Below are 25,798 nucleotides of genomic sequence, written 5' to 3' on the forward strand. Positions count from 1 at the left end.
CTCCTTTAGGCGCTTGCGATCGTGTGGATCGCTTCGCGCACCTGCTGGAAGGTGCCGCAGCGGCAGATATTGGTGATGGCCTCGTCGATGTCGGCGTCGGTCGGTTTCGGCTTCTCGGTCAGCAGCGCCGCCACCGCCATGATCATGCCGCTCTGGCAATAGCCGCATTGCGGCACGTCCTGGGCGATCCAGGCCTCCTGGACCTTGTGCAGGGTGCCGCCCGAGGCGAGCCCCTCGATCGTGGTGATCTTCTTGCCCTCGGCCTCGCTGACCGAGACGCCGCAGGAGCGGGTGGCGACGCCTTCGATGTGGACCGTGCAGGCGCCGCATTGTGCAATGCCGCAACCGTATTTGGTGCCGGTCAGGCCGGCATTCTCGCGAATCGCCCAGAGCAGCGGCGTATCCGGCTCGACGTCGAGAGTGAAGGTTTTTCCGTTGATTATTAGGTTTGCCATCGCAGTCCCCTGATTGGCCCAATCCACCGATTGGACGCAGGCGCGCAATGTGTCCGGCAAAATGGAACTGTTCAAATCAACAGTCCGCGGGGTGGCTGCCGAAAATTTTCGCGGGTGTGGGAAGATCATGGGCCAAGCGGGGTCGCGTCGAAGCCCGCCCGGGTCCGAGCGGAGGCTTCTCTCTTGCCGCCAACAGGCGGCCTGAGACGACGTTCCGGTGTTCCGCCCAGCGTAATTTGCCACCAATGTCGGGATGCAAGTCGGCGATGCTTTGCTACAGTGCGAACGACGCCAGAGGAGTTCCATGATCGTGCCGAGCCCCTGCAACGTGCTGATGCTCTATCCGCTGTTCACGGCGGAATCGTTCTGGAGCTTCGGCGAATCCTGCAAGCTGATGGGCGTCCGGCGTCCCGCCGCTCCTCTCGGTCTGATTACGGTCGCGGCGATGTTGCCGTCGAGCTGGACCGTCCGGCTGATCGACTGCAACACGCAGGCGTTCGGTGACGACGATCTCGCCTGGGCTGACGTCGTATTCACCGGCGGCATGTTGCCGCAGCAGGCGGATACGCTGCACCTGATCGACAAATGCCGTGCGGCGGGCAAGCCGGTTGTCGTCGGCGGTCCCGATCCCACGTCGAGCCCCCACGTCTATGAAAAGGCTGACTTCCGGGTGCTCGGCGAGGCCGAGAGCGTCATCGACGAATTCATCGCGGCCTGGGAGGGCGGAGCCCGCTCCGGCATCTTCACCGCGCCGAAATTCCAGGCCGACGTCACCAGGACGCCGGTGCCGCGTTTCGACCTCCTGAAGTTCGAGGACTATCTCTATCTCGGTGTGCAATATTCGCGCGGCTGCCCGTTCACCTGCGAGTTCTGCGACATCATCGAGCTCTACGGCCGCGTGCCCAGGACCAAGACGACCGAGCAGATGTTCGTCGAGCTCGAGACGCTCTACAACATGGGCTACCGCGGCCATCTCGACTTCGTCGACGACAATTTCATCGGCAACAAGAAGTCACTGCGCCAGTTCCTGCCGCAGCTGGCCGAGTGGCAGCGCGCCCACAACTATCCTTTCGAGCTGTCGACCGAGGCGTCGGTCAATCTCGCCGACGATCCTGAATTGCTGGAGCTGATGGGCGCCGCCAATTTCTTCGGCATCTTCGTCGGCATCGAGAGCCCCGATCCCGCAACGCTGGTCGCGATGCGCAAGAAGCAGAACACGCGGCGCAACATCGCCGAGAGCATCCATAAGATCTACGCGGCCGGCATGCTTGTTACCGCCGGCTTCATCGTCGGCTTCGACAACGAGAAGGTCTCGATGGCGGAGGCGATGATCGACTTCATCGAGGAGGCCGCGATTCCCGTCGCCATGGTCGGGCTACTGTATGCGTTGCCGAACACGCAGCTGACGCGGCGGCTCGCCAAGGAGGGCCGGCTGCATCCGGATCATGATCTGGCTTCGACAACGGGCGGCGACCAGTGCACCGGCGGCATCAATTTCGATCCGGTGCGGCCGCTGCGCGACATTCTGACGGACTACAAGACCGTGCTGGAGCGCGTGTACAGCCCGGCCGCCTACGCCGGCCGCGTCGACAAGCTGATGACGCTGCTCGACCGCTCCAGGCAGCGCCACGAGCTCGCCGAGGGCGACATCCGCGCCAGGGTCGGCGCGATGGAGACCGTGCACAAGGTCGTCACCGCCATTCCCGAGGCGCGCGGGCCGCTGTGGCAGACCTTCATGAATTGCGCCAAGCGTGACACGTCATCCGCGCGGATCGCGGTGCAGATGATCGCGGCCTATGCGCATCTCGGGCCGTTCTCGCGAAAGGTCATCGATGCCATCGATGCGCGCCTGGCCGCGCTGGACGACGAGACGATCGTTCCGGCGGCGGCCGTCGATGTGACGGCGGCCCGCCATTTGGCCTGAGGATTACTTCACCGCCAGCCGCAGGAAGCTCATCACGCTGCCGAGGGCGGCAAAGCCGGCACCGAGCGCCAGAGCCAGCGTTGCGCCCTCGTGGCCGGCGAGCGCAAAGCAGGCCGCGGCAAGCGCGGCGCCCGTCGTCTGTCCCGTCAACCGCGCGGTGGCGACGATGCCGGAGGCGCTGCCGCTGCGATGCGGCGGCGCGCTCGACATCACCGCCTTCATGTTCGGCGCCTGGAAGAACCCGAACCCCATGCCGCAGATCACCATCCGCCAGATGATGTCGGCAATGGCGGGGTTGGCCGGCAGTGTTGCGAGCAGCGCCATGCCGAGGCCGAGCAGCACGAGGCCGATGCCGCCCAGCAGGCCGACCGCATGGCGGTCTGACAGGCGCCCGGCGATCGGCGCCATGATGCCGACCACGAGCGGCCATGGCGTCATGAAGAAGCCGGTCTCGACCTGCGAGCGGCCGAGCACGTCCTCGAAATAGAACGGCAGCGAGACGAAGGCGAGGCCCTGCACGGCGAAGGAGCACACGGCCGTCGCCGCCGACAGCGCGAACATCGGCCGGGCGAACAGGTCGATCGGCAGCATCGGCGCCGGATGATCGGCGTGCCGCCGCGTCAGGATCAAGCCGAGCGCAAGGGCGGCGACCAGCTCGATGCCGACGAGGACAGGCGAGAGATTGTGCGCGGCGCTGCCGATGCCGGTGATGAACAGGCCGAGGCAGGCCGACGCCAGCACCGCGCCGAGGAAATCGAAGCCATGATCGGCGCGCGGCGTTTTCGGCAGCATTGCAAAGCCGATGCCGATCGCGACGAGGCCGAACGGGATGTTGACGGCGAACAGCCAGGGCCACGGGCCGAGCGCGAGGATGGCAGAGGCGATCGACGGCCCGAACGTGAAGGCGGTCGCGACAACGAGCGCGTTGTGGCCAAAACCGCGGCCGAGCATCCGGCCCGGATAAACGAAGCGCACCAGCGCCGTGTTGACGCTCATGATGCCGCTCGCACCTAAGCCCTGCAGCGTGCGCGCGACCAGGAGACTCTCCAGCGACCACGCCACCGCGCAGAACAACGAGGCGATGGTGAACAGGATCAGGCCGCCGAGATAGATGCGCTGGTGCCCGACGATCTCGCCGAGCGCCCCGAGCGGCAGCAGCGTCGCCACCAGTGCGATCTGGTAGACGTTGACCACCCAGACCGACTGCTCCGGTGAGACATGCAAATCGGCGGCAATCGCGGGCAAGGCGATGTTGGCGATCGCAGTGTCGAGCGAGGCCATCGCCAGCGCGGTGAAGATCGCCGCGATCGCCCAGCGGCGCTGGGCGGCCGGAAGGCCATCGGCGATGGGATGATCGGGCTCGCGCGCGGCGGCAGGTAACGTGATTGTCATTGCGTTGGCGCGTTGCTCCGGCGGCCTCGCTGAGGGGACATTGGCATGTACTACGGCCCGCGCTGCTTCCACAGGCATATGCGTGCATGATGTGTATGCGCGAAGGCTGGGCGATGGTGCTTCGCGCGGGCGTATGATCGCGCCAGCTGCTGCAACGAGGGAAGCGCCATGCAAATCGTCGTTCTGCCCGGTGATGGCATCGGACCTGAGATCACGACCGCGACCACGGGCGTGCTGCGCGCGGCGTCCGAGCGCTTCCAGCTCGACCTGCGCCTCGAGGAGCATGCGGTCGGGCATGCCAGCCTGAAGCTGTCGGGCACCACGGTACGGCCAGAGCTGCTCGACATCGTCCGGGCCGCCGACGGCCTGATCCTGGGCCCGACCGCGACGTTCGACTTCAAGGACGAGGCGCGTGGCGAGATCAATCCGTCCCGTCATTTTCGCAAGAACCTCGACCTCTACGCCAATATCAGGCCCGCGCGCACTTATGCGGGGAGGCCGGGCCGCATCAGTGATTTCGACCTCGTCGTGGTCCGCGAGAACACTGAAGGCTTCTATGCCGACCGCAATCTGGAACAGGGCAATGGCGAGATGCTGGTCACGCCCGACGTCGTGATCTCGCTGCGCCGGATCACGCGGCTGTGCTGCGAACGCATCGCCCATGCCGCCTGCCGTCTGGCGATGAAGCGGCGCAGGCATCTCACCATCGTGCACAAGGCCAATGTGCTCAAGATCGGCGACGGCATGTTCCTCGACATCTGCCGCGAGGCGGCGAAGGCCTATCCCGGCCTCGCGGTCGACGACATCCTGGTCGATGCCATGATGGCGCATGTGGTGCGCAGTCCCGACCGTTTCGACGTCATCGTGTCCACCAACATGTTCGGCGACATCCTGTCCGATCTCACGGCAGAGCTCTCCGGCAGCCTCCGCCTCGGCGGCTCGCTCAATGTCGGCGAGCGCTACGCCATGGCGCAGGCCGCGCATGGCTCGGCGCCCGATATCGCCGGACAGGATGTCGCCAATCCGATCTCGCTGATCCTGTCGACAGCGCTGCTGCTCGCCTGGCACGGCGAGAAGACGGGCGCCGTCCGCTATGAAGAGGCCGCGCGTGCGATCGAGGCGGCGGTGGCCAAAGCGATCGGCGAGGGCAGGGCGACGCGGGATGTCGGCGGCAAGCTCGGCACCATCGCGGCGGGGGCGGCGGTTGCGGAGATCCTGCAGGCGGGGTGAGGCTCCAGACCAAAAAGTCGAAGAACAACCCCATGCACAGTAGAAGTCCCTTGATTGATAAGGGATTTTCGAAACGTTTCCGAGGGGGCGTCCGCAGCCGCGATCAAGTTGAGCCATCGGGCAAAACACTGAGCCGCTGCCTGGCCCTGGGGACTGGGGCACGGTGCACTCCCACCTAGTTTGCCCGGATCGGTCGCTAATGGCGGCGCGCATCTGTCGGCCGACGTTGAGCCAGATCAACACTCCCGCAGCAAGCTCGCGGACCTTTCCATGAGGCATCGATGGAAAGAGCGGCCGACATGCAGATCCTACTCAGGGAAATCCGGAATACTCCTTTGCTCTGGATGCTGGTGTTCGTGCCCATCGTGCTGGTGGCCGAGAAGGCGGCCCCGCATTCCCACACGCTGCTGTTCGTGCTGGCGGTACTGGCCATCGTGCCGCTCGCGGCCCTGCTCAGCCATGCCACCGAGGCGGTCGCCGCGAAGACAGGCGATGCCGTGGGCGGACTGCTCAATGCCACGCTCGGCAATCTCACCGAACTGATCATCGCCATCACCGCGCTGCGCGCAGGCCAGTACATGCTGGTGAAGGCCTCGATCGCGGGCGCGATCGTCACCAACGCGGTGTTCATGCTGGGGGCCTGCCTGCTGCTCGGCGGCTTGCGCTACCACGTGCAGGAGTACAACCGCGCCGGCGCGCGGCTCTCGTCGGGCCTGCTGTTGATGGCAACCGTGGCGTTGCTTGCGCCTTCGGCGGTCGCCGATCTCGAGCACCTGCCGCCGGACGGGGGCGTTCTGAATAAGCTCAGCCTCGGCATTTCAATCCTCCTGATCCTCGCTTACGCACTCGGTTTGTGGTTCTCACTCGTGACCCACAAGGAATTGTTCGCCAGCGCCGATCACGGCGACGACAAGGAGGCGCACTGGCCGATCGGATTAGCCGTGGGCACGCTGCTGGTCGTCACCGTGCTGGTCGCGCTGGTCAGCGAGATTTTCGTGGAATCAGTACAGAAGGCGGCGGAAACCTTCGGAATGAGCCCGGCCTTTGTCGGCTTCATCGTCGTCTCGCTGGTCGGCGCCGCCGCCGAATTCGCGGTGGCGTTCGGTGCGGCGCGCAAGGACCGGCTCGACATGGCCGTCAGCATCGCGCTCGGCAGCGCCTCGCAGATCGCGCTGTTCGTCGCACCCGCGCTGGTGCTGCTCAGCTATGTCGTGGGGCCGAAGCCGATGGACCTGCAGTTTTGGCCGGGCGCCGTCACCATGGTGATGATCGCGACGGTCACGTCGGCCTACATCACCGCCAGCGGCCGCTCGGCATGGTTCGTCGGCGCGCTGATGATCTTCATCTATGCGGTTTTCGCGCTGACGCTCTATGTGGTGCCGCCGGCGGGCCAGGGATGAAGGGCGTTCGTCTGTCCTGAGGGTCACCCCCCCCGCCGGTCATGTCCATGGCTTCACGGCAGAACGGTCGTGACCACATAGACGACGACGGCGGCGCCGAGACAGCGTCGCCACGGATTCACGCCGCGAAAGATCTCGTCGGCGCCCCAGATGATCAGTCCGGCTTTCATGACGATCGTCAAAGCGACGCTGGATTTGCCTGCGGCAGGCCAGATCCAAAGCAGAACTCCCGCAACGATCACGATCCAGAGGACGAGATTCGGCCACTGCGCGATGGTGATGGCACCAGTTTCACGGCTTCTGAAGAACCACTCAAGAAATCGCCGCACGTTCCCGCGCAGGTCAGAGCTTAACCTCACCCTCTTCACCGCCCTTCCAATAAGTGATGCGGTTGGCTTTGACCTTGATCAGGACGAGGCCTGGCGTATCGATGCCGTCGTCGAACCAATCGTCGAGATCGCTAATCCAATGCTGTTGGAAAGCCGCCTTGTCGCGGATCAGCTCGGCGGTCCCTTCGACGGCGACGTAGATCCCGTTCGAAAACAGGCCCGCTTCCGACGAAAACCCGAGCGCGACTTTCGGATTGCGCTGGATGTCCGACACGGTCCGCGTTTGCTCATAAGCAAAGTAGTAGGACGTGCCGTCATAGGCGACATCGCCGTTGTTGCTCATTGGACGGTTGGCGATCTCGCCGATCTCGGTGTGGGTCGAAAGAATGGCGATGTCGATCCCGGCCATGTCCTTCGCGATTTCGGCAAGCGACGTCTTGGGCATGAACTTTCCTCCAATGAGGCTTGAGCAACGGCGGGATGAACCTCACGTTCCTCGCTCTCGTATCGCTCAAACAAAAACCGCCCCCGGCTTTGACCGGAGGCGGTGTTGAATCAGATCGGCTCAGTGGCCGGTGCCGGGCTTGGTGGTCTTCGGCGGCTTGCCGTCTTCCATGCGGCCCTCGTTGCGAAGATCGCGCCCCTCCTGGGCCTTGCGCTGGCTCTCGGGATCCTTGCCGTGCTCGTTCATCTCTTCCTTGATGTAACCGGCGCCTTCCTTGATCTTGCCTTCAACGCTCATGATGTTCTCCTTCTATATATGAGAGCTAACGCGTTGGCGGATCGACCGTTCCGGCATAGAGCCGCGCGGATTCGCGAGGAACCCTTCCGACATGCCGCGATTCCGAAATGGGTCAGCCAGCACCGCCTCTATTGGGACGGTGTGACGCTCAGGCTGTCGACGACGCCGGAGCCCTCGTCGACGAGTTGTTGAGCGCTCATCCAGATATCGCGGCCGGGAATCTTCTTGCGCAGTCCCGCGAGCCAGGCCGTGTTGACGCGGCGAATGCCCATGTCCTTGTGGAACAGGTCGTCGGTGGCTTGCGTCTCGACGGTCTTCACGACCTCCGCGACCACGGCCCTGTTGGCCTCGCCTAATTCCTGTCGCTTCATCATGTCCCTGGCGCTGCCGGTCAGGCTGGCCTCGTGAAACATGAAGTAGGCGTCGGGATCGGCCACGCGCCTTGTGCCCGCGAGAAAGATCGGAACGCACATGGAGGCACAGACGCCGGCCTTCTGCACGAACGTGTCCATCGCACGGTTGCGGGCGCGGATCGCGGCGACGACCTTGCGGCCGTGCTCGATCGAGCCGCCGGGCGAGTTGAGGACCAGCACGAGCCGGCGTTGATCGGACTTGAATTGATCAAGGGCGGCGCCCACCCGCTCGCTCATGGGCTCCTGGACGGGGCCGCTCCAGCCGAGCAGGATGCGGTCCGGCTCTTTGCTGATGGACAGCGTCTGGCGTGACGCTGCCTCCCTGGAACCAGACGGCATTTGACAGATGCCCCACAGCAGCAAGATGCCGCCGGCACCGAGGACGGTTACGAGCCGTGACATGCTCTACTCGCCCAGGTTCACGAATTGAGCGATCGCCAGAACAGGAGCAGCGAGCCGAAGGTGAACAACGCCACCAGGCCCGCCACGGAAACAAACGAGACCGTCCGGTTCCAGAGCTTTGTTTCCGCGGCATAGAGAACCGTGATCGCCGCGCGGTCGGTCGTCGAACGCGCCGGCACCAGGGTTTCTCCGCCGCCGCTGCTGAAGAGCATCATGAACTTGTGGATCACGGCCGGCTGGTCGGGCCTTGCGACTGAAATGATCTTGGTGCTGCAGAAGGTGATCACGAAGTTCGTTCGCTCGCACGTCCCTTCGGTGGCACGCAGGTCATAGGCAGGTTGCCAGGTGCCGGAAAGGCGATGGTCGCGCAGAATGCCCGCGCCGTAGCTTGCGATCAGCCCGTAGAGCATGGCGCCGCAAGCCAGCAGCGCAACCAGCCAGCGGAGCGGGCTGCCTGTCGCCACCGGAGTCCCGGAAGTGGCCTGGCTGGCTGCGGGCGCGGCGGGCAGGCCGACGTCGAACGTTTGAGCTGCGGCACCAACTCCGGACTGACGCTTGCCGAATGCCATTTCGCTCGCTCCGAACAGGGCAGGTTCGGCTGCTACCTGAGGATGAAAAGCAAAAGATTCGTTTAATTTGGATCCGCGAATTTTCTGGATGCGGCTCGAAGGACGGCTGAGCACCTGCGAAACCCGAGATGCTCCGTGTCGAAAGCCGTCGTCGGGTTCACGGCGCTCCGCCATCTACAGGCGTCGTCCAGACTCACGGCATTCAACTTCCGGTAGCCTTGTTTTGACTTCGCGGTGGCCGTTCCTGCCGAGATCATGGCAGATACCGCGTCATGGCGGGATGGCTGACCATCATGAAATCGATCGGTGCCTACATCACCGGTTGGGGAGCCTGCCTGTTCATGGCGTGGATCGGGCTTTCCGAGCTGTGGCGCTGGTGCACGACAGGCGCGCTGCTCGGCTTGTTTCGCGGCACGGATCACCTCAGGAGGTGGCAGCTCGTCACATTTGAGAGCGATCCGTTCAATTTCGTTTCGCTCTTGACCGTCTACGGCATGGTCGCTGTCACCGGCGTGACGATTTGCGCCATGCAGTGCCTGATGATCCGCCGATGGTGGTTGAAGAGGCCGGCACAGCGTCAATGAGGACGGCACAGTCTGTCGGCGCGCCCTAACTCACCCCACGATCTCCGTGCCGGCGTGGCGATTCCGCATCCCGCCCTAGAACTGATACCGCCGCAGTCCCCCGTCCACCGGTATCACCGTGCCCGTGATGTACCGCGCCACGGGTGAAGCCAGGAACACCGCGAGCGCGGCGAGGTCTTCCGGCTCGCCCCAATAGCCGACCGGGATCTCTTCCTCCGCAAAACGCTCGCGATAATCCGGCGCATAGTTGCGGCGGATCTGCTCGCTCATGATGCGGCCGGGCGGAATGCAGTTGATGGTGATGCCGTGCTCGCCGATCTCGCGGGACAGGCCCTTGGCCCAGGCGTGCACCGCGGCCTTGGCGGCGAACGCGGCGTTGAGGCCCTCCGGCTCGGACTTGCCGGTGATGTTGACGATGCGGCCCCATTTGCGTTCGATCATCTGCGGCAGCAGCGCATGCGCGATGCGGCGGTAGCTGGTGAAGTTCAGCGCGATCGCCTCGTCCCATTTGCTGTCGGGTGCGTCGACCGGCAGCGGCCGGCTGCCACCGGCATTGTTGATGAGGATGTCGACATGGCCGAGCTCCTTCAACGCGAAGGCCGCGATCTTCTCCGCCGCGTCCTTGGCCATGACGTCCTGCTCGAACGGCGTGATCAGCCCGCCGCCGACCTCCTGCACCAGCTCGGCGAGCAGATCGGTGCGCCGCGCCACACCGACGACGCGCACGCCTTCGGCGGCGAGGCCCTTGGCGATGGCACGGCCGATGCCGATGCTCGCGCCGGTGACAACAGCGGTTTTCGATTTGAGCCCGAGGTCCATGGTCACACGCTCTCTTGTTGGTTTTTGCGCCGTCCGTTTCCTGCCCGTCCCGCGGGCCTTGAATTGCCTCCGCGGGACGAGCAGTGGTAACCAAGAGCGACGTTGAAGGAAACACGAAAAAGAAAAGGCACCTGAGCGATGGTCTGGGATCCGCAGCAATATCTGAAATTCTCCGGCCACCGGCTCCGGCCCGCGGTCGACCTCCTGATGCGGATTCCGGATTTCGGCCCGCGCGAGATTGCCGATCTCGGCGCGGGCGCCGGCAATGTCACAAAGCTCATCAAGGAGCGCTGGCCGGCCGCGGCGGTGACGGGGGTCGAGGGCTCGGCCGAAATGGTCGCCGCGGGCCGCAAGGCCGCACCCGACGTGGAATGGTCGCATGAGGACCTCGGCCATTGGCGTCCCGCCAGGCAATACGACTTGATCTATTCCAATGCCGCACTGCACTGGCTGCCCAATCACGCGGCATTGTTTCCGTCGGTGATGGAGAAGGTGAAGCCTGGCGGCATGCTTGCGGTGCAGATGCCGCGCAACTTCCTGGCGCCCTCGCACGTGCTGATCGGCGAGACGGCGCTTGATGGTCCGTGGCGGTCCAAGGTCGAGCATCTCGTCACCCCGCCGCCGGTCGAGGGGCCGGCCTTCTATCACGATCTTCTGGCGCCGATGTCCGATAACATCGACATCTGGGAGACCGAATATCTGCAAGTGCTCGAAGGCGAGAATCCCGTCAAGGAATGGACCAAGGGGACCTGGTTGACGCGCTATCTCGACGTGCTGGCGGACGATGAGAAGATCGCGTTCGAGGCCGCCTATGGGATGCGCGTTGCAAAGGCCTATCCGAAGAATGCGGCTGGGCAGACCCTGTTCCCGTTCCGCCGTCTCTTCATGGTGGCCCAGCGCAAGGGCTGATGCATTGCCGCAATGCGACATAAGCGCTCGTTCGGAAGGCCGGGCGCGCGTGCCGGGTTGCGCCGACCGCACCCGTCAAGCTAGCTTGGCTGCGGCAAATTGGGCTTAGGTCTAGTTGTTCGGCTGGCGGATTGCTGCCACTACTGACCTGTAAAACAAAAAGAACCCGGTCTTCGAGGTTGTTGGGGAGGTCTTCATGCGCAAACTGCTTCTCGCGGTCGCTGCGGCCGCGTTGGTTCTGGCCCCTGCCGTTGCGCAGGCCCAAAATCCGATCGTCATCAAGTTCAGTCACGTCGTCGCCAACGACACCCCGAAGGGGAAGGGCGCGCTGAAATTCAAGGAGCTCGCCGAGAAATACACCGACGGCAAGGTCAAGGTCGAAGTCTATCCGAACTCCACGCTCTACAAGGACAAGGAGGAGATCGAGGCGCTGCAGCTCGGCTCGGTGCAGATGCTCGCGCCCTCCACCGCGAAATTCGCGCCGCTGGGCGTCAAGGAGTTCGAAGCACTCGACCTGCCGTGGCTGTTCAAGGACGACCAGACCTATTCCAACGCGATGAAGGGCACGCTCGGCAAGTGGCTGTTCCAGAAGCTCGAGGCCAAGGGCATCACCGGGCTTGCCTATTGGGACAACGGCTTCCACATGCTCTCCTCCAATCGTCCCTTGCTGAAGCCGACGGATTTCCAGGGTCTTAAATTCCGCATCTCCGGATCGAAGATCGCCGACCAATATCTTCGTATCATGGGCTCGATCCCGCAGATCATGGCGTTCTCGGAAGTCTACCAGGCCCTGCAGACCGGGGTGGTCGACGGCTGCGAGAACACCGCGTCCAACTATCTGACGCAGAAGTTCTACGAGGTGCAGAAGGACATCACCGTGTCCTATCACGCCCATCTGCAATACGCCGTCATCGTCAATTCGAAGTTCTGGTCGGGCCTGCCGCCCGATATCCGCACCCAGCTCGACAAGGCAATGGCGGAAGCGTCCGACTACACCAACTCGATCGCGCGCCAGGAGAACGAGGACGCGCTGGCCGAGATCAAAAAGACGGGCAAGACCAATCTGCACTATCTCACCGACGCCGATCGCAAGGCCTGGCAGGAGGCGATGCAGCCGACCTATAAATGGGCCAAGGGCAGGGTCGGGCAGGAGGTGCTCGATCTCGTTGCCAAGGAACTCGACGTCAAGATGAACTGACGGCCGCGGCCCAATAAGAACAACACCAACGGTCGGGGGTGATCGCACTCCCGGCCGTTTCGCTCTTGAACGATGAGCCGATGCTGGGGGGATCAAGTTGCTGCGTGTGCTGAATCGTTTTCTCGATCATCTCGAGGAATGGCTGATCGCGACGATGATCGCGGCTGCGACGTCGCTGATCTTCGTCGCCGTGCTGCATCGTTACGGCGCCGGGCTGTCGATCGACATCGCCAAATGGGCGGAAGCCCGCAACCTGGCTTTCCTGTCCGTCCCGGCGCGCGCGGCGTTCGTGTGGCTGGCCGCGCTCGATCTGTCCTGGGCGCAGGAGCTCTGCATCTACATGTTCATCTGGATGGCGAAGTTCGGCGCCGCTTACGGCGTGCGGACCGGCATCCATGTCGGCGTCGACGTGCTCGTCAACATCCTTCCGGGCGGATCGCGCCGCCGCGTCATCACCTTCGGGCTGTTGTGCGGCGCGCTCTTCACCGCCATCGTCGCCTATTTCGGCGCCGCGTTCGTCGGCCAGATGTGGCAGACCGGACAGCAGTCCAACGATCTGGAGGCGCCGATGTGGATGGTGTATCTCACCATCCCGCTCGGCTCCGGCCTGATGTGCTTCCGCTTCCTGCAGGTCGCCTGGTCGTTCTACCACACCGGCGAGCTGCCGCATCACGACATGGCGGGCGTCGAAGGCGTCGAGGTGGACCCGGTGCATCCGGCGCCGGTCACGCCCACCCAAGTGGTCCGGGACGAGCGCAGCCCGCTCGGCTGGATCCTGATGCTGCTGCCGGTGCTGATCGTCGCGATCTGCTTCGCGCATGCGGGCCATCTCATCACCTTGCCGCAGGGCCTGCGCGTCGCCATCGTGTTCGCGCTGCTGCTCTCCCTGATGCTCACGGGCATGCCGATCTCGATCGCGCTGGGTCTCACCGTGCTCAGCTTCATGTTCACGCTGACCGATGTGCGAACGGAATCGGTGGCACTGAAGCTGTTCACGGGCATCGAGAATTTCGAGATCATGGCGATCCCGTTCTTCATCCTCGCCGGCAACTTCCTGACCCATGGCGGCGTGGCGCGGCGGATGATCACCTTCGCCACCTCGCTGGTCGGCCATTGGTACGGCGGTCTCGCTTTGTCGGGCGTGGTGGCCTGCGCACTGTTCGCGGCGATCTCCGGCTCCTCGCCGGCGACCGTGGTGGCGATCGGCTCGGTGATCCTGCCGGCGATGGTCGCGCAAGGCTTCCCGAAGCGGTTCGGCGCGGGCGTGATCACGACGTCGGGCTCGCTCGGAATCCTCATTCCGCCGTCGATCCCGATGGTGCTCTACGCCGTCTCCACCAACAGCTCGGTGGGCAAGCTGTTCATCGCCGGCATCGTGCCGGGGTTTGTGCTCGCTTCGCTGCTTGGCGCCACGACGTTCTATCGGGCCTGGCGCAACGACTATCCGAGGATGCGGAAAGCCACCTTCGTCGAGCGTCTCGACGCCTTCCGCAAGTCGATCTGGGGCATCCTGCTGATCGTGATCGTGATCGGCGGCATCTACAGCGGCCTGTTCACGCCGACCGAAGCCGCCGCCGTCAGCGCGGTCTATGCCTTCATCGTCGCGGTGTTCATCTACAAGGATTTGAAGCTGCGCGACGTGCCGCGGGTGCTGCTGTCATCGGCGAATTTGTCGGCGATGCTGCTCTACATCATCACCAACGCCGTGCTGTTCTCGTTCTTGATGACCTACGAGAATGTGCCGCAGGCGCTCGCGCAATGGATGATCGACCAGGGCCTGGGGTGGATCGGCTTCCTGCTGCTCGTCAACCTGCTGCTGCTGGTGGCAGGTAACGTGATGGAGCCGTCCTCGATCATCCTGATCATGGCGCCGATCCTGTTCCCGGTCGCGATCAAGCTCGGCATCGATCCCATTCATTTCGGGATCCTGATGACGGTCAACATGGAGGTCGGCCTGTGCCATCCGCCTGTCGGCCTCAATCTCTACGTCGCCTCGGGCATCGCCAAGATGGGAATTACCGAACTCACGGTCGCGGTGTGGCCGTGGCTGCTGACGATGCTGGGATTCCTCGTGGTGGTGACGTATTGGCCCGGCCTGTCGCTGTGGCTGCCGCGGCTGCTGGGGATGTAACTGCGCACACGGTGCCCCCTTTCTCCTTGTGGGAGGGGGGCCTGTGCGTCGCTTCATCCGGGCTACGCATGCTTCCGCCGGCAATGGCAATCATCCGCCAGATGCGGTTAGATGCCGCGCGACAAGCCGGGAGGATGCCAGCATGACAGAACGCAGCAGCGAGCCCAAGGACGCGACGCCTTCCGTCATCGCGCAGCAGAACGCGCTGCTGAACGCGCTGCCGTTTTCCGACACGCGGGATTTCGACGATGCCGCGCGCGGCTTCCTCGGCACGGTCGAGAACGCAGCGATCACGAACCCGCAAGGGCGGACGGTCTGGAGTCTCCAGCCTTACGGCTTCCTGTCCTCTGAACAGGCGCCGCCCACGGTCAATCCGAGCCTGTGGCGGCAGTCGCGTCTCAACATGCAGCACGGCCTGTTCGAGGTCGTGCCCGGCGTCTATCAGGTGCGCGGGCTCGACATCGCCAACATGACGCTGATCGAGGGCGACAGCGGTATCATCGTCGTGGACACCCTGACCTCGATCGAGGGCGCCCGTGCCGCGCTCGATCTCTATTTCAGGCATCGGGGCCTAAAGCCCGTTGCGGCCGTCATCTTCACGCACACGCACACCGACCATTGGGGCGGCGCGCGCGGCGTGCTGGAGGAGGATGCGCTGGCGAGTGACCGCGTGCCGATCATCGCGCCGAATCTGTTCATGGAGCATGCCGTTTCCGAGAACATCATTGCGGGGCCGGCGATGCTGCGCCGGGCGCAGTATCAGTTCGGCTCGCTGCTCGCCAAGGGCGCGCGGGGACAGGTCGATTGCGGGCTCGGCAAGTCGATGGCGGCAGGATCGGTCGCGCTGCTGCGGCCGACCGACCTGATCATGGCGACCGGCGATACGCGTGTGATTGATGGCGTCGCGTTCGAATTCCAGATGGCGCCGAACAGCGAGGCGCCGGCGGAGATGCATTTCTTCATCCCGCGCTACAAGGTTCTGAACCTCGCCGAGAACTGCACGCACAATTTTCACAATCTGCTGCCGTTCCGCGGCGCCGACGTGCGCGATGCGCTGGCCTGGTCGAAATATCTGGGTGAGGCCCTGCAATTGTGGGACGGCAAGGCGGAGGCGATGTGCGGCCAGCATCATTGGCCGGTATGGGGGCGCGAGCGCATCGGCACGATGATCCGGCAGCAGCGCGACCTCTACAAATTCGCGCATGACCAGACCATCCGCCTGATGAACCACGGCCTCAACGCCGCCGAGATCGCCGAGACCATCCGCTTGCCGAAGAGCCTGGAGGGAGCCTGGCACGGGCGCGGCTATTACGGCCACATCCGCCACAATGTGAAGGCGATCTACCAGAAATATCTCGGCTGGTACGACGCCAATCCGGTCAATCTCGATCCGCTGCCGCCGGTCGAGTCAGGCAGGAAGTATGTCGACTATATGGGCGGGGCGGACGCGGTCCTGGCGCGGGCGCGTACCGATTTCGACAAAGGCGAGTTTCGCTTCGTCGCCCAGGTGCTCGGCCATCTCGTCTTTGCCGAACCGGATAACACGGCGGCGCGCGATCTGCTTGCCGACACGCTGGAGCAGCTCGGCTACGCTGCCGAAAGCGCGACCTGGCGCAACGCCTATCTGTTCGGCGCGCAGGAATTGCGCCAGGGCATGCCGAAGGTGCCGGCGCGTCCGCCGATGCCACGCGAGACGCTGGCCGCGCTGCGCACCTCGCAGCTCTGGGACGTCCTGGGTATCCGCCTCAACGGCCCCAAGGCGGAGGGCAAGCACATCGTCTTGAACTGGCGCTTTTCCGATACCGGCGAAAGCTTCGTGCTGAATCTGGAGAATTGCGCGCTGACCTACACCGAGGGCGTGCAGGCTGAGGGGGCCGATGCCAGCTTCACGCTGGCTCGCGCAACGCTCGACGAGGTGATCGCCAAGCTGACGAGCTTTCCGGAAGCCGTCGCCGCCGGCAAGGTCCAGCTCGCGGGCAATCCGATGAAGCTTGCCGAGCTGATGGGGCTGATGGACGAGTTTCCAAGGATGTTCGAGATCGTCGAGCCGAAGCGGACGGTGGTGGTGTAGAGGGCTCGTGCCCCGGACGCAACGCAGTGCGCCCGGGACACGAGAGTAGCAAGTGCCTCAGCGCTACTCCGCGCTGCTCACCAGCTTGATCCGCGGCGCCTGTTTTTCGGCGAGGCTACGGTAGGCCGCGAGATAGTCGAGCGCCATGCGCCGCGCGGTGAAGCGCGTCTCGAACTGCTTGCGGATCGCGGCGCGGTCGAGTTGCCCGAGGCGGCCGACGACACCGGCGGCGCTGAGCACGTCCTCGACGATGAAGCCGGTCAGCCCGTCGTCGATGATTTCAGGCACCGAGCCGCGGTTGAAGGCGATGACCGGCGTTCCGCAGGCCATGGCTTCGATCATCACGAGACCAAACGGCTCCGGCCAGTCGATCGGCAGCAGAAGCCCGAGTGCGCCGCTCAGGAAATCCGACTTCTCGTGATCGCTGATCTCGCCGATGAACTCCACCAGCGGGTTGTTCTCGATCATCGGCCGGATCAGCTCGTCATAGTAATCCTGGTCGGCGCGATCGACCTTGGCCGCAATCTTCAGCGGAATGCCGCAATGGGTCGCGATCTTGATGGCGCGGTCGACGCCCTTCTCGGGCGCGATGCGGCCGAGCACGGCGAGATATTCCTGCTTCGCCGGCTTGGGTGTCAGCAGGTTCTCCGGAAGGCCATGATGAATCGTCGTCACCCAATTCGCCTGCGGCACCGGCCGCCGCTGTGCGTTGGAGATCGAGATGACGGGCATCTTGGAGAAGGTGTTGAAGACCGGCTGATGCTCCGGCAGATCGAGCCGGCCGTGCAGCGTGGTCAGGAACGGCGTCGGCTGCCGGTGGAACAACGACCAGGGATAATAGTCGAGATGGAAGTGGAGGAAGTCGAACTCCTCGTCGTCACATTTCTGCCGCACGCGCTCCAGCAGCACCATGTGCAACGCATTGGGATCGCGCACGGAACCGTCGAGACGAAGGGCCTTCGGCCACAGCGCATCCAGCTTGGCTGAGGTCTGGGAATCGCCGCTGGCGAACAGCGTCACGTCGTGCCCAAGCGCTACCAACTCCTCCGTCAACCAATGCACCACCCGCTCGGTGCCGCCATACAGCTTGGGTGGAACAGCCTCCGTCAACGGAGCTACCTGCGCGATGCGCATCTCACCATCTCCTCTGCGATCATGAAAGTTGAAACCCCCGCCAGTACGGCACCGGCATGCCAGACAGGGGAACGTTCCCGCAGTTGCGAAGTTCCTCCCTGCGAACGTTACTTATTCGACACGTCCGCGGAGCGTCTCGATGCTGCCACGACATCTTCTCAGATCGTCTGCATCCGCATGTCGTGATCGCCCGGCCCGGGAACCGAGGCGAAGAGGTCGATGTTCAGTCGATCAGTAACAAACGAAAACCAAGCATAACGGGGCGATAGCCACATGGATCATCTTTCTGGATACGCGCGCAGACCATTTGCCTTTGTCTTGCGCTATCTTCGGATGCGAATGGCGTCGCATCTGGTGATCCTGACCGCGGTCGTTGCAGCGGTTGCCTGCTCCGTAGGCACGCAATACGGGGTCAAATCCCTGGTCGACGCCTTGTCTGCTGGCCCGTCGCAGGACGGTGGCGTATGGCTGGCATTCATTTTACTCATGTCGCTGATCGCCGCCGACAATTTCCTGTGGCGGATTGCGAGTTGGACGGCGAGCTTCACCTTCGTTCGGGTCACGGGTGATTTACGCCGTGACATATTTCGTCATCTGACCGGGCACGCGCCGAGCTACTTCTCCGATCGCATGCCCGGCATGCTGACGAGCCGCATCACGGCGACGTCGAACGCGGTGTTCACGGTCGAGAACATGTTCGTCTGGAACGTGCTGCCGCCGTGCATTGCCACAGTTGCGGCAATCGCCTTGATTGGAACCGTCAGTCCTTACATGGCGCTCGGCCTGAGCGTGATCGCCGGCGGCATGGTCCTCGCGATGTTCCGCCTCGCCGCCGCCGGCAAACCGCTGCATGACGACTTCGCCGACAAGGCCGCCGCGGTCGACGGCGAGATGATCGACGTCATCAGCAACATGCCGCTGGTCCGCGCCTTCTGCGGCATCGGCCATGAGCATGAGCGGTTCGACGCGACCGTGAACCGCGAACTGACGGCGCGGAGCCGTAGCCTGCGATACCTCGAGAAGCTACGGCTGCTGCATGCCGCAGTGACTGTGGTTCTGACGATCGCATTGATGGCCTGGGCCATCACGCTCTGGCAGAAGAGCGAGGCGACCACCGGTGACGTCGTGTTGGTTTGTACGCTCGGTATCTCCATCCTGAGCGCGACGCGCGATCTCGCGGTTGCGCTGGTCGATGTCACCCAGCACGTCGCGCGGCTGACCGAGGCGATCGCTACGCTGCTGGTGCCTCACGAATTGCGCGACCACCCCGAGGCGGAACCTCTCGTCAAGAGCGGCGCCGCGATTGCATACAACAACGTCACTTTCGGCTATCCCGGCGGCGACAAGATTTTCGAGCGCTTCAGCCTGCGGCTTCAGCCCGGCCAGCGGGTGGGCCTGGTCGGCCAGTCCGGCGGCGGCAAGTCGACGCTGTTCACGCTGCTGCAGCGCTTCTACGATACCGACGAGGGCAGCATCACCATCGACGGCCAGGACATCTCCAAGGTCACGCAGCAGAGCCTGCGCGAGGCGATCTCCGTCGTGCCGCAGGACATCTCGCTGTTCCATCGCTCGATCCGCGAGAACATCCGCTACGGCCGGCCGAACGCCACCGACGACGAGGTGCTGCGGGCGGCGATCGCGGCGCGCTGCGATTTCATCGACAGCCTGCCCGAAGGCCTCGACACCATGGTCGGCGACCGCGGCGTCAAGATGTCCGGCGGCCAGCGCCAGCGCATCGCGATCGCGCGCGCCTTCCTGAAGGACGCGCCGATCCTGCTGCTGGACGAGGCCACCGCGGCGCTCGACAGCGAATCCGAGGAGGCCATCCGTGAGGCGCTGTCGCGCCTGATGCGCGGCCGCACCGTGATCGCGATCGCGCACCGGCTGGCGACGCTGCGCAATTTCGATCGCGTGGTCGTGCTGAGAAATGGTAAGATCATCGAAGACGGATCGCCCGAGCGCCTCATGCAGGGTCACGGACCCTATCGTGAACTGGTCACGCAGGAAATGAGCCGGCTCGCGCAAGCCGCCGCGTAAAGCCAACAGTCGCGTTCTCGAGTCGGTCGCGTTTCAAAACAAGCGCAGGGGAGCAGTTCATGTCGGCTGAAGCCGTAACCCAACTCGTCTCCGTGACGCGAACCCCGGAACAGGTCGCGGAGCAGCCCTTCTATATTCCGATGACCGGGCCGTCGGCCCGGCCGCGGCGGTCCCTCAAGCACGACGACATGTTCATCGTGCTCGACAGCCATGGCGACATCGGCGCGTCGGCCGGCGGACCGGACGGCCTGTTTCACTACGACACGCGCTACCTGGCGCGGCTGGAACTGGTGCTCGACGATCTCCAGCCGCTGCTGCTCGGCTCGAACCTGCGCGACGACAATTCGGCGCTGACCGTCGATCTGACCAATCCGGACATCTACCGTCAGGGCCGCCTGGCGTTTCAGAAGGATCTGCTGCACATCGTGCGCACGATCTTCCTCTGGCGCGGCACGGCCTATCAGCGCATCGGCGTGCAGAACCACGGTGACGGGCGGGCCAGCTTCGAACTGACGCTGCTGTTCGACAACGATTTCGCCGATCTGTTCGAGGTCCGCGGCGAGCGCAGGCCGCGCCGCGGGACCGGCACGAGCAGACTGCTCGGGCCGACCGACGTGCTGTTCGAATATCGCGGTCTGGATGACGCCGAGCGCACCACGGGGCTGCATTTCGACCCGCGTCCAACGCGGCTGTCGGTGAACGCGGCGACCTGGCAGCTCGAACTGGACCCTCACGAATCGAAATCGCTGTTCGTAGCCGTATCCTGCAACCGGCCGGTCGCGGAGAAGCCCGCGCGCTTTTTCAGGGGCTTGCTCGCCCACCGCCGCGAGATGCGCCAGTCCACGATGGGCGCCGCCAGCATCGAAACCTCCAACAACATCTTCAACGAGGTGCTGTGCCAGGCCATGGCCGACCTCAACATGCTGATGACGGAGACGCCGCAGGGGCGTTATCCCTATGCCGGCATTCCCTGGTACTCCACGACGTTCGGCCGCGACGGCCTGATCACCGCGCTGCAGATGCTGTGGGTCGATCCGCGCGTCGCCAAGGGCGTCCTGCGCCGGCTCGCGCATTTCCAGGCCAAGGTGGTCGATCCGCTTGCCGATGCCGCGCCCGGCAAGATCCTGCACGAGATGCGCGGCGGAGAGATGGCGGCGCTGCGAGAGGTGCCGTTCGCGCAATATTACGGCAGCGTCGATTCGACCGCGCTGTTCGTCCTGCTGGCCGGGAGCTATTTCGAACGGACCGGCGACGAGAAGACCTTGATCGAGCTATGGCCGGCGATCGAGGCGGGGCTGGCCTGGATCGACGGTCCCGGCGATCCTGACAAGGACGGCTTCGTCGAATACCAGCGCGCCACCGAGAAAGGACTGGCCAACCAGGGCTGGAAGGATTCGTATGATGCCATCTTCCATGCCGACGGCCAGCTCGCGGAAGGCAATATCGCGCTCGCCGAAGTCCAGGGCTACGTCTACGCCGCCAAGCAGCTCGCCGCGCGTTGCGCCTTGCGGCTCGGCAAGCCGGACCGTGCGCGCAAGCTCGAGGCCGACGCCAGAGCGCTGGCCGAACGCTTCGAGAAGGCATTCTGGTGCGAGGAGCTCGGCACTTATGCGCTCGCCCTCGACGGCAAGAAGCGGCCCTGCAAGGTGCGGACCTCGAACGCCGGTCAGGTGCTGTTCAGCGGCATGATCCGCGAGGACCGCGCCCGCCTCGTCGCCGCCGATCTGATGCGGCCGCATTTCTTCTCGGGTTGGGGCATCCGCACCGTCGCGCGGGGCGAAGCGCGCTACAACCCGATGTCCTACCATGACGGGTCGATCTGGCCGCACGACAACGCGCTGATCGCGCTCGGGCTCGCACGCTACGGCCTCAAGCACTCGGTGGCGCACGTCTTCAAGGGGCTGTTCGACGCGGCGACCTACATGGACCTGCGCCGTTTGCCCGAATTGTTCTGCGGCTTCCGGCGCGAGAAGCGGCGAGGGCCGACGCTCTATCCGGTCGCCTGCGCGCCGCAGGCCTGGGCCAGCGCGACGCCGTTCACGCTGCTGGAAGCGGCGCTCGGCATCGAGTTCGACGTGGTGCGCGGCGAGATTCGCCTGCGCAACCCGCATCTGCCGGCGTTCCTCAACGAGGTGATCCTGCGCGATCTGCGTCTGGGCGAGTCCAGCGTCGATCTTCGCGTCAGCCGCCATGGCGACGACGTGGCGCTGGAGGTGTTGCGCACCCGCGGCCAGATCCAGGTCTCGATCGTGCTGGCGCGCTAGCGGCGCGCATGGAGGGCGTCATGCGTGCGATCGGAATATTGGGCATAGCCATCGTTGCGAGCCTGGCGGGCGCGACCTCGCACGCTGCAGACGAGCCGCCCACAAGTCCGAGTGAGGCCAATGCGCCGGCGGCCCAGCCGCCGGCCTCGACCGTGCCGGTCACGCCGAAGGATGCCGCCCCGCCGCCGTCGGTGACCATCATCGGCGCGAGCGAGGCCCATGGCGTGCTCGGCCGCGACGTGCGCAGTGCGGCCGGCGAGGACATGGGCCGCATCGTCGACGTCATCGTCGATCGCACCGGCCATGTCCGCGCCGCGGCCATCGATTTCGGCGGGTTTCTCGGCGTCGGCAGCCGCAAGATCGTGGTGGACTGGAACGCGCTGCGCTTCGGCAAGATCGCCAACAAGAAGGACAGCATCACGCTGGAATTGACCAAGGCGCAGGTCGCGGCCGCGCCGGAATACAAGGAAGACACGCCGATCGTCGTGCTCGGTGCGTCCGGCAGCCTTCAACCGCTGCAAGCAATCCAGTGAGGTGCGGGGAGGGCTGACCGCCTGTGCTGTTGTCGAGGAAGCCGAACCATGCAGATCGCGAGGGCCGCGTTGAACAGGACGACGTCGCCGCGCCATCGGTCGCTGGCATCCCGGCGCCGTCGCGCCAGAGCCTGCGTGGCCTCGACTGGTTCATCTTCTTCCTCGCTGATGTGCAGACGGGATTCGGTCCGTTCATCGCGGTCTATCTGACCACCCAGAAATGGACCCAGGTCGAGATCGGTCTCGTGCTATCGATCGGCGGCATCGTCGCGTTGATCGGGCAGATGCCGGGCGGGGCGATCATCGATGCCGCGAAATCGGAGCGACTGGTTGCCGCCCTTGCGATCGCGACCATCGGCGCTTGCGCGCTGGCCTATGCCGCGATGCCGATCTTCCCCGTCGTGGTGGCCGCGGCCACCTTGCACGCGGCGGCGAGTTGCGTGCTGGGGCCGGCGATCGCGGCGATCAGCCTCGGTCTCGTCGGCCCCTTCGCGATCGGCGAGCGGCTCGGCCGCAATGCGCGCTTTGCCTCGCTCGGCAACGGCGTGGCGGCGGCCGTGATGGGCACCGCGGGCTATCTGTTGTCGAGCCGCTCGGTTTTCCTGGTGACCTTCCTGCTCGCGATTCCGACCCTGATCGCGCTTTCGCGCATCCGCGAGAACGAGGTCGACATCAGGCGCTGTCATGGCGAGATGCCGGCTGACGCAGCCGTGCGCGGCGACACCAACATCTGGCACCTGATCCGGCAGCGTCCGCTCATCATCTTCGCCCTCAGCGTGCTGCTGTTGCAACTCGCCAACGCCTCGATGATGCCGCTGATGGCAAGCGCCGTGACGGCGCGGTCCGCGCAATGGGCGACGGTGCTTGTCGCCTTTTGCATCGTCGTCCCGCAGGCGATCGTGGCGCTGCTGTCGCCAACCGTCGGCCGCAAGGCACAGGCATGGGGCCGGCGGCCTCTGCTTCTGATCGGCTTCGGCGCGCTGATGATTCGCGGCCTGCTGTTTGCGACCGTGCGCGATCCATATCTGCTGGTCGCCGTGCAGGTGTTCGACGGCATCACCGCGGCGGTGTTCGCGGTGATGATTCCGCTGATCGTGGCGGACGTCGCCTTCGGCAGCGGCCATTTCAACCTGGCCCAGGGCATCGTCGGCACCGCGACCGGCATCGGCGCGTCGCTAAGCACGGTGCTCGGCGGCTATGTCAGCGACAAGTTCGGCAACGCGACCGCCTTCATCGGGTTGTCCGGCGTTGCCGCGACGGGGCTGTTGCTGATTCTCTTCGTGATGCCGGAGACGCGACGCACGGCATGATCGCCGCCTCAAGAAAATGGCCGGCCGAAACGAGTTCGGCCGGCCAAGTTGTAGGGAGGAGGAAAGCTAGGATCAGGCGTCGAGATGTTGCAGGCGCTGACGGTTGCGCAGCACGATCTGGCGGGCGCCGGAGAAGCCCAGGATGCCCTGGGTGTGAAGCTGTGACAGCGCGCGCGACACGGTTTCGAGGGTGAGGCCGAGATAATCGCCGATGTCGCGGCGGCACATCGGCAGCGCCATCATGCCGGCAACGGCGAGGCGGCGGTCCATTTCGAGCAGGAAGGTGGCAACGCGCTCCATCGCGGTCTTGCGGCCCAGCAGCAGCATGTGGTCCTCGGCATGGCGCAGCTCGCCAGCCGTCATCGCCCAGAGCTTGCGGGCAACCTGGACGTCGGTGCCTGCAGCCTTCTCGAGGCTGGCGCGCTTCACGAGGCGCACGGTGGTGTCGATGATGGCTTCGGCAGCAAGGCGGTGGGCAGGACCGGATTCGAGGCCGAACACGTCGCCGGGAAGATGGAAGGCGCCGATCTGGCGGCGGCCGTCGGAAAGCAGCTTGTAGCTGCTCACTGCGCCGGAGACGACCTGGTAGACATATTCGGCCGGCTCGTCCTCGCCATAGATCTCCTCGTCCTTGCGGTAGGAGAATTCGGTCGCGACCAGACCGACATGGCCGGTGATGGCGCCGAACTGGTCGGTGACGGGATGGGCGGGAGCAGCCTTGCCGATAATCTGGGTGTTGATCGCCGGGGTGTTGATCGTCTGGGTCAGCATCTTCGCCATCTCCGTTGTGATGGCGCTTTGGTACGCGGTATCCGGCGCTTCGAAAATTTCGATCGATATCTTAAGGGTGTCGCCTTACGTAGAATCCCGTAGGTCAGGCGCGGGGATGGTCCTGGATGGCGTGGCGGATGCACTTGACCAGGTTTTCGTCGAGAAGCGGCTTCAAAACCACGTCTTTGATGCCCGCCATCGCAGCCCGGGCCGAGATGTTCTCGTCGGGATAGCCGGTGATCAGGATCACGGGCACCTGGCGGTCGGATTTGCGCAAGCGGCTGGCCAACTCGATGCCGTTGATGTCCGGCATCTTGTAGTCGATGACGTAACAGTCCGGTCCAGCCGCTCCGCCGATGTTGAGCAGCGCCGTGCCGCTCCTGAAGGTTCGCACGGCAAAGCCGTCGGTCTCCAACAGGAACCGCAGGGATCCCAGGACGGCGGCGTCATCGTCGACCACAAAGACGGTGAGTTGTGCGGGGGACGACGGCCGCACACGATGTGAGCTGACCTCGATCATGTTGTCTGGTTACCACCGCGCCGGGAAGGCGCCTTGACATGCCTCAATCGTTGAGCATGCCCGCGCGCATCGCCAGCCGGACCAGTTCCGAGAGACTGTTGGCCTGCATCTTGGTCATGACATTGGCCCGGTAGACCTCGATGGTGCGCGGGCTGATGTCGTATTCGCGGGCGATCAGCTTGTTGGAAAGGCCCGCAATCAGACCTTCCATGACCTGGCGTTCCCTGGGGCTCAAGGACGCGACGCGGGCGGCGATGTCCTGCGCGACGGCTTCGTTCTTGGCGGCAGGCTCGGCCTGGCGGATCGCCGATTCGATCATGGCGGTGAGGCGGTCGTCATCGAACGGCTTTTCCAGGAAGTCGACCGCCCCGAGCTTCATCGCCTCGACTGCGAGCGGCACGTCGCCATGACCGGTCATGATCAGGATCGGGAATGCGCTTTGCTGCGCCTTCATCCGCTTGAGCAGCTCGATCCCGTCGAGGCCGGGCATGCGCACGTCGGAGACAACGCAGCCGAAGCCGAGACCGGGCAGGGCATCGAGAAAGGCGAGTGCGTCATCGAACAGCGTGACGCCGAAACCCGCGGAATCCAGCAGGAAATTCAGCGAATCGCGCATCGCTGCGTCGTCGTCGATGACGTAGACGTGTCCCTTGGTCGTCAT

At 64.5% G+C, this 25,798-nt stretch carries 24 protein-coding genes and 1 pseudogene; 13 read left to right on the plus strand and 12 right to left on the minus strand.

What is annotated here, in order from left to right; all coding sequences use genetic code 11:
- Window positions 1–5: 5 nt before the first annotated feature.
- Window positions 6–455: a (2Fe-2S)-binding protein gene (locus AC0WRY_RS10195; protein ID WP_194406855.1), complete on the minus strand. Its 450-nt coding sequence runs from the start codon at window positions 453–455 to the stop codon at window positions 6–8.
- A gap of 304 nt (window positions 456–759) precedes the next feature.
- Between AC0WRY_RS10195 and AC0WRY_RS10200 the strand changes: the two genes are divergently transcribed.
- On the plus strand, window positions 760–2,379 hold the full coding sequence (locus AC0WRY_RS10200) for a B12-binding domain-containing radical SAM protein (protein ID WP_194406856.1): 1,620 nt from the start codon (window positions 760–762) through the stop codon (window positions 2,377–2,379).
- Between the two features lie 3 nt (window positions 2,380–2,382).
- On the opposite strand, the gene AC0WRY_RS10205 is transcribed toward AC0WRY_RS10200, so the two are convergent.
- Entirely contained in the window at window positions 2,383–3,771 is a 1,389-nt protein-coding gene (locus tag AC0WRY_RS10205) for an MFS transporter (protein WP_194406857.1), read from the minus strand.
- 168 nt (window positions 3,772–3,939) lie between these two features.
- Here AC0WRY_RS10205 and AC0WRY_RS10210 point away from each other — a divergent pair, with 168 nt between their 5' ends.
- Both AC0WRY_RS10210 and cax read left to right on the plus strand, forming a co-directional pair.
- On the plus strand, window positions 3,940–5,001 hold the full coding sequence (locus AC0WRY_RS10210; RefSeq protein WP_194406858.1) for an isocitrate/isopropylmalate dehydrogenase family protein: 1,062 nt from the start codon (window positions 3,940–3,942) through the stop codon (window positions 4,999–5,001).
- A 299-nt stretch (window positions 5,002–5,300) separates the two neighbouring features.
- Window positions 5,301–6,401, plus strand: a complete 1,101-nt coding sequence (gene cax, locus AC0WRY_RS10215; protein WP_194406859.1) for a calcium/proton exchanger — start codon at window positions 5,301–5,303, stop codon at window positions 6,399–6,401.
- 53 nt (window positions 6,402–6,454) lie between these two features.
- Here cax and AC0WRY_RS10220 read toward each other — a convergent pair whose 3' ends face one another.
- From AC0WRY_RS10220 to AC0WRY_RS10240, 5 genes are all read right to left on the minus strand, one after another.
- A complete protein-coding gene (locus tag AC0WRY_RS10220) occupies window positions 6,455–6,730 on the minus strand; it encodes a hypothetical protein (RefSeq protein WP_194408220.1) in 276 nt (91 codons plus the stop codon).
- A gap of 13 nt (window positions 6,731–6,743) precedes the next feature.
- Complete coding sequence (locus AC0WRY_RS10225; protein ID WP_194406860.1) at window positions 6,744–7,175, minus strand: pyridoxamine 5'-phosphate oxidase family protein; 432 nt, start codon at window positions 7,173–7,175, stop codon at window positions 6,744–6,746.
- Window positions 7,176–7,295: 120 nt separating this feature from the next.
- The gene (locus AC0WRY_RS10230; protein ID WP_018322718.1) at window positions 7,296–7,472 is read right to left on the minus strand and encodes a hypothetical protein; all 177 of its coding nucleotides are present in this window, start codon (window positions 7,470–7,472) and stop codon (window positions 7,296–7,298) included.
- Between the two features lie 128 nt (window positions 7,473–7,600).
- The gene (locus tag AC0WRY_RS10235) at window positions 7,601–8,287 is read right to left on the minus strand and encodes an ATP-dependent Clp protease proteolytic subunit (RefSeq protein ID WP_194406861.1); all 687 of its coding nucleotides are present in this window, start codon (window positions 8,285–8,287) and stop codon (window positions 7,601–7,603) included.
- A gap of 17 nt (window positions 8,288–8,304) precedes the next feature.
- A complete protein-coding gene (locus tag AC0WRY_RS10240; RefSeq protein WP_194406862.1) occupies window positions 8,305–9,030 on the minus strand; it encodes a hypothetical protein in 726 nt (241 codons plus the stop codon).
- A 98-nt stretch (window positions 9,031–9,128) separates the two neighbouring features.
- On the opposite strand from AC0WRY_RS10240, the gene AC0WRY_RS10245 reads away from it, so the two are divergent.
- The gene (locus AC0WRY_RS10245) at window positions 9,129–9,440 is read left to right on the plus strand and encodes a hypothetical protein (RefSeq protein WP_194406863.1); all 312 of its coding nucleotides are present in this window, start codon (window positions 9,129–9,131) and stop codon (window positions 9,438–9,440) included.
- A 75-nt stretch (window positions 9,441–9,515) separates the two neighbouring features.
- Here the strand turns inward: AC0WRY_RS10245 and AC0WRY_RS10250 are convergent, their stop codons facing one another.
- Entirely contained in the window at window positions 9,516–10,259 is a 744-nt protein-coding gene (locus AC0WRY_RS10250; protein WP_194406864.1) for an SDR family NAD(P)-dependent oxidoreductase, read from the minus strand.
- A gap of 138 nt (window positions 10,260–10,397) precedes the next feature.
- Here AC0WRY_RS10250 and AC0WRY_RS10255 point away from each other — a divergent pair, with 138 nt between their 5' ends.
- The 5 genes and pseudogenes from AC0WRY_RS10255 (at window position 10,398) to AC0WRY_RS10275 (ending at window position 16,568) form a co-directional block, all read left to right on the plus strand.
- Window positions 10,398–11,168: a methyltransferase domain-containing protein gene (locus AC0WRY_RS10255; RefSeq protein WP_194406865.1), complete on the plus strand. Its 771-nt coding sequence runs from the start codon at window positions 10,398–10,400 to the stop codon at window positions 11,166–11,168.
- Window positions 11,169–11,364: 196 nt separating this feature from the next.
- Complete coding sequence (locus AC0WRY_RS10260; protein ID WP_194406866.1) at window positions 11,365–12,366, plus strand: DctP family TRAP transporter solute-binding subunit; 1,002 nt, start codon at window positions 11,365–11,367, stop codon at window positions 12,364–12,366.
- A gap of 352 nt (window positions 12,367–12,718) precedes the next feature.
- A pseudogene (locus tag AC0WRY_RS10265) lies at window positions 12,719–12,946 on the plus strand (TRAP transporter small permease); the annotation flags it as partial.
- A 309-nt stretch (window positions 12,947–13,255) separates the two neighbouring features.
- Entirely contained in the window at window positions 13,256–14,497 is a 1,242-nt protein-coding gene (locus tag AC0WRY_RS10270; RefSeq protein ID WP_371746357.1) for a TRAP transporter large permease, read from the plus strand.
- A gap of 142 nt (window positions 14,498–14,639) precedes the next feature.
- Window positions 14,640–16,568, plus strand: coding sequence for an alkyl/aryl-sulfatase (locus AC0WRY_RS10275; protein ID WP_491123049.1), 1,929 nt, complete (start codon window positions 14,640–14,642; stop codon window positions 16,566–16,568).
- Between the two features lie 63 nt (window positions 16,569–16,631).
- Here AC0WRY_RS10275 and AC0WRY_RS10280 read toward each other — a convergent pair whose 3' ends face one another.
- Entirely contained in the window at window positions 16,632–17,702 is a 1,071-nt protein-coding gene (locus tag AC0WRY_RS10280) for a glycosyltransferase family 4 protein (protein ID WP_194406869.1), read from the minus strand.
- Window positions 17,703–17,975: 273 nt separating this feature from the next.
- Between AC0WRY_RS10280 and AC0WRY_RS10285 the strand changes: the two genes are divergently transcribed.
- From AC0WRY_RS10285 to AC0WRY_RS10300, 4 genes are read left to right on the plus strand one after another with little or no spacing between them, the layout of a single operon-like run.
- Window positions 17,976–19,739 (plus strand): ABC transporter ATP-binding protein, encoded by a 1,764-nt coding sequence (locus AC0WRY_RS10285; RefSeq protein ID WP_194406870.1) that lies wholly within the window; start codon window positions 17,976–17,978, stop codon window positions 19,737–19,739.
- A gap of 59 nt (window positions 19,740–19,798) precedes the next feature.
- On the plus strand, window positions 19,799–22,003 hold the full coding sequence (locus tag AC0WRY_RS10290; protein WP_194406871.1) for an amylo-alpha-1,6-glucosidase: 2,205 nt from the start codon (window positions 19,799–19,801) through the stop codon (window positions 22,001–22,003).
- A 20-nt stretch (window positions 22,004–22,023) separates the two neighbouring features.
- A complete protein-coding gene (locus tag AC0WRY_RS10295) occupies window positions 22,024–22,536 on the plus strand; it encodes a PRC-barrel domain-containing protein (protein WP_194406872.1) in 513 nt (170 codons plus the stop codon).
- A gap of 23 nt (window positions 22,537–22,559) precedes the next feature.
- Complete coding sequence (locus AC0WRY_RS10300; RefSeq protein ID WP_194406873.1) at window positions 22,560–23,846, plus strand: MFS transporter; 1,287 nt, start codon at window positions 22,560–22,562, stop codon at window positions 23,844–23,846.
- A 72-nt stretch (window positions 23,847–23,918) separates the two neighbouring features.
- Here AC0WRY_RS10300 and AC0WRY_RS10305 read toward each other — a convergent pair whose 3' ends face one another.
- The 3 genes from AC0WRY_RS10305 to fixJ all read right to left on the minus strand — a co-directional run bounded on the left by AC0WRY_RS10305 (window position 23,919) and on the right by fixJ (window position 25,798).
- Complete coding sequence (locus AC0WRY_RS10305; protein ID WP_194406874.1) at window positions 23,919–24,617, minus strand: helix-turn-helix domain-containing protein; 699 nt, start codon at window positions 24,615–24,617, stop codon at window positions 23,919–23,921.
- Between the two features lie 103 nt (window positions 24,618–24,720).
- The gene (locus AC0WRY_RS10310; protein ID WP_194406875.1) at window positions 24,721–25,137 is read right to left on the minus strand and encodes a response regulator; all 417 of its coding nucleotides are present in this window, start codon (window positions 25,135–25,137) and stop codon (window positions 24,721–24,723) included.
- A 43-nt stretch (window positions 25,138–25,180) separates the two neighbouring features.
- Window positions 25,181–25,798, minus strand: a complete 618-nt coding sequence (fixJ, locus tag AC0WRY_RS10315; RefSeq protein WP_194406876.1) for a response regulator FixJ — start codon at window positions 25,796–25,798, stop codon at window positions 25,181–25,183.

The organism is Bradyrhizobium sp. T-12 (assembly GCF_058314695.1).

Coding starts and splice junctions, on each gene's coding strand:
- AC0WRY_RS10310 (WP_194406875.1), bottom strand. CDS start 25,137: ATGATCGAGGTCAGCTCACATCGTGTGCGGCCGTCGTCCCCCGCACAA.
- AC0WRY_RS10290 (WP_194406871.1), top strand. CDS start 19,799: ATGTCGGCTGAAGCCGTAACCCAACTCGTCTCCGTGACGCGAACCCCG.
- AC0WRY_RS10275 (WP_491123049.1), top strand. CDS start 14,640: ATGACAGAACGCAGCAGCGAGCCCAAGGACGCGACGCCTTCCGTCATC.
- AC0WRY_RS10230 (WP_018322718.1), bottom strand. CDS start 7,472: ATGAGCGTTGAAGGCAAGATCAAGGAAGGCGCCGGTTACATCAAGGAA.
- AC0WRY_RS10245 (WP_194406863.1), top strand. CDS start 9,129: ATGGCGGGATGGCTGACCATCATGAAATCGATCGGTGCCTACATCACC.
- AC0WRY_RS10305 (WP_194406874.1), bottom strand. CDS start 24,617: ATGCTGACCCAGACGATCAACACCCCGGCGATCAACACCCAGATTATC.
- AC0WRY_RS10250 (WP_194406864.1), bottom strand. CDS start 10,259: ATGGACCTCGGGCTCAAATCGAAAACCGCTGTTGTCACCGGCGCGAGC.
- AC0WRY_RS10205 (WP_194406857.1), bottom strand. CDS start 3,771: ATGACAATCACGTTACCTGCCGCCGCGCGCGAGCCCGATCATCCCATC.
- AC0WRY_RS10225 (WP_194406860.1), bottom strand. CDS start 7,175: ATGCCCAAGACGTCGCTTGCCGAAATCGCGAAGGACATGGCCGGGATC.
- AC0WRY_RS10295 (WP_194406872.1), top strand. CDS start 22,024: ATGCGTGCGATCGGAATATTGGGCATAGCCATCGTTGCGAGCCTGGCG.
- AC0WRY_RS10235 (WP_194406861.1), bottom strand. CDS start 8,287: ATGTCACGGCTCGTAACCGTCCTCGGTGCCGGCGGCATCTTGCTGCTG.
- AC0WRY_RS10285 (WP_194406870.1), top strand. CDS start 17,976: ATGGATCATCTTTCTGGATACGCGCGCAGACCATTTGCCTTTGTCTTG.
- AC0WRY_RS10210 (WP_194406858.1), top strand. CDS start 3,940: ATGCAAATCGTCGTTCTGCCCGGTGATGGCATCGGACCTGAGATCACG.
- AC0WRY_RS10195 (WP_194406855.1), bottom strand. CDS start 455: ATGGCAAACCTAATAATCAACGGAAAAACCTTCACTCTCGACGTCGAG.
- cax (WP_194406859.1), top strand. CDS start 5,301: ATGCAGATCCTACTCAGGGAAATCCGGAATACTCCTTTGCTCTGGATG.
- AC0WRY_RS10260 (WP_194406866.1), top strand. CDS start 11,365: ATGCGCAAACTGCTTCTCGCGGTCGCTGCGGCCGCGTTGGTTCTGGCC.
- AC0WRY_RS10270 (WP_371746357.1), top strand. CDS start 13,256: ATGCTCACGGGCATGCCGATCTCGATCGCGCTGGGTCTCACCGTGCTC.
- AC0WRY_RS10200 (WP_194406856.1), top strand. CDS start 760: ATGATCGTGCCGAGCCCCTGCAACGTGCTGATGCTCTATCCGCTGTTC.
- fixJ (WP_194406876.1), bottom strand. CDS start 25,798: ATGACGACCAAGGGACACGTCTACGTCATCGACGACGACGCAGCGATG.
- AC0WRY_RS10255 (WP_194406865.1), top strand. CDS start 10,398: ATGGTCTGGGATCCGCAGCAATATCTGAAATTCTCCGGCCACCGGCTC.
- AC0WRY_RS10240 (WP_194406862.1), bottom strand. CDS start 9,030: ATGGCGGAGCGCCGTGAACCCGACGACGGCTTTCGACACGGAGCATCT.
- AC0WRY_RS10280 (WP_194406869.1), bottom strand. CDS start 17,702: ATGCGCATCGCGCAGGTAGCTCCGTTGACGGAGGCTGTTCCACCCAAG.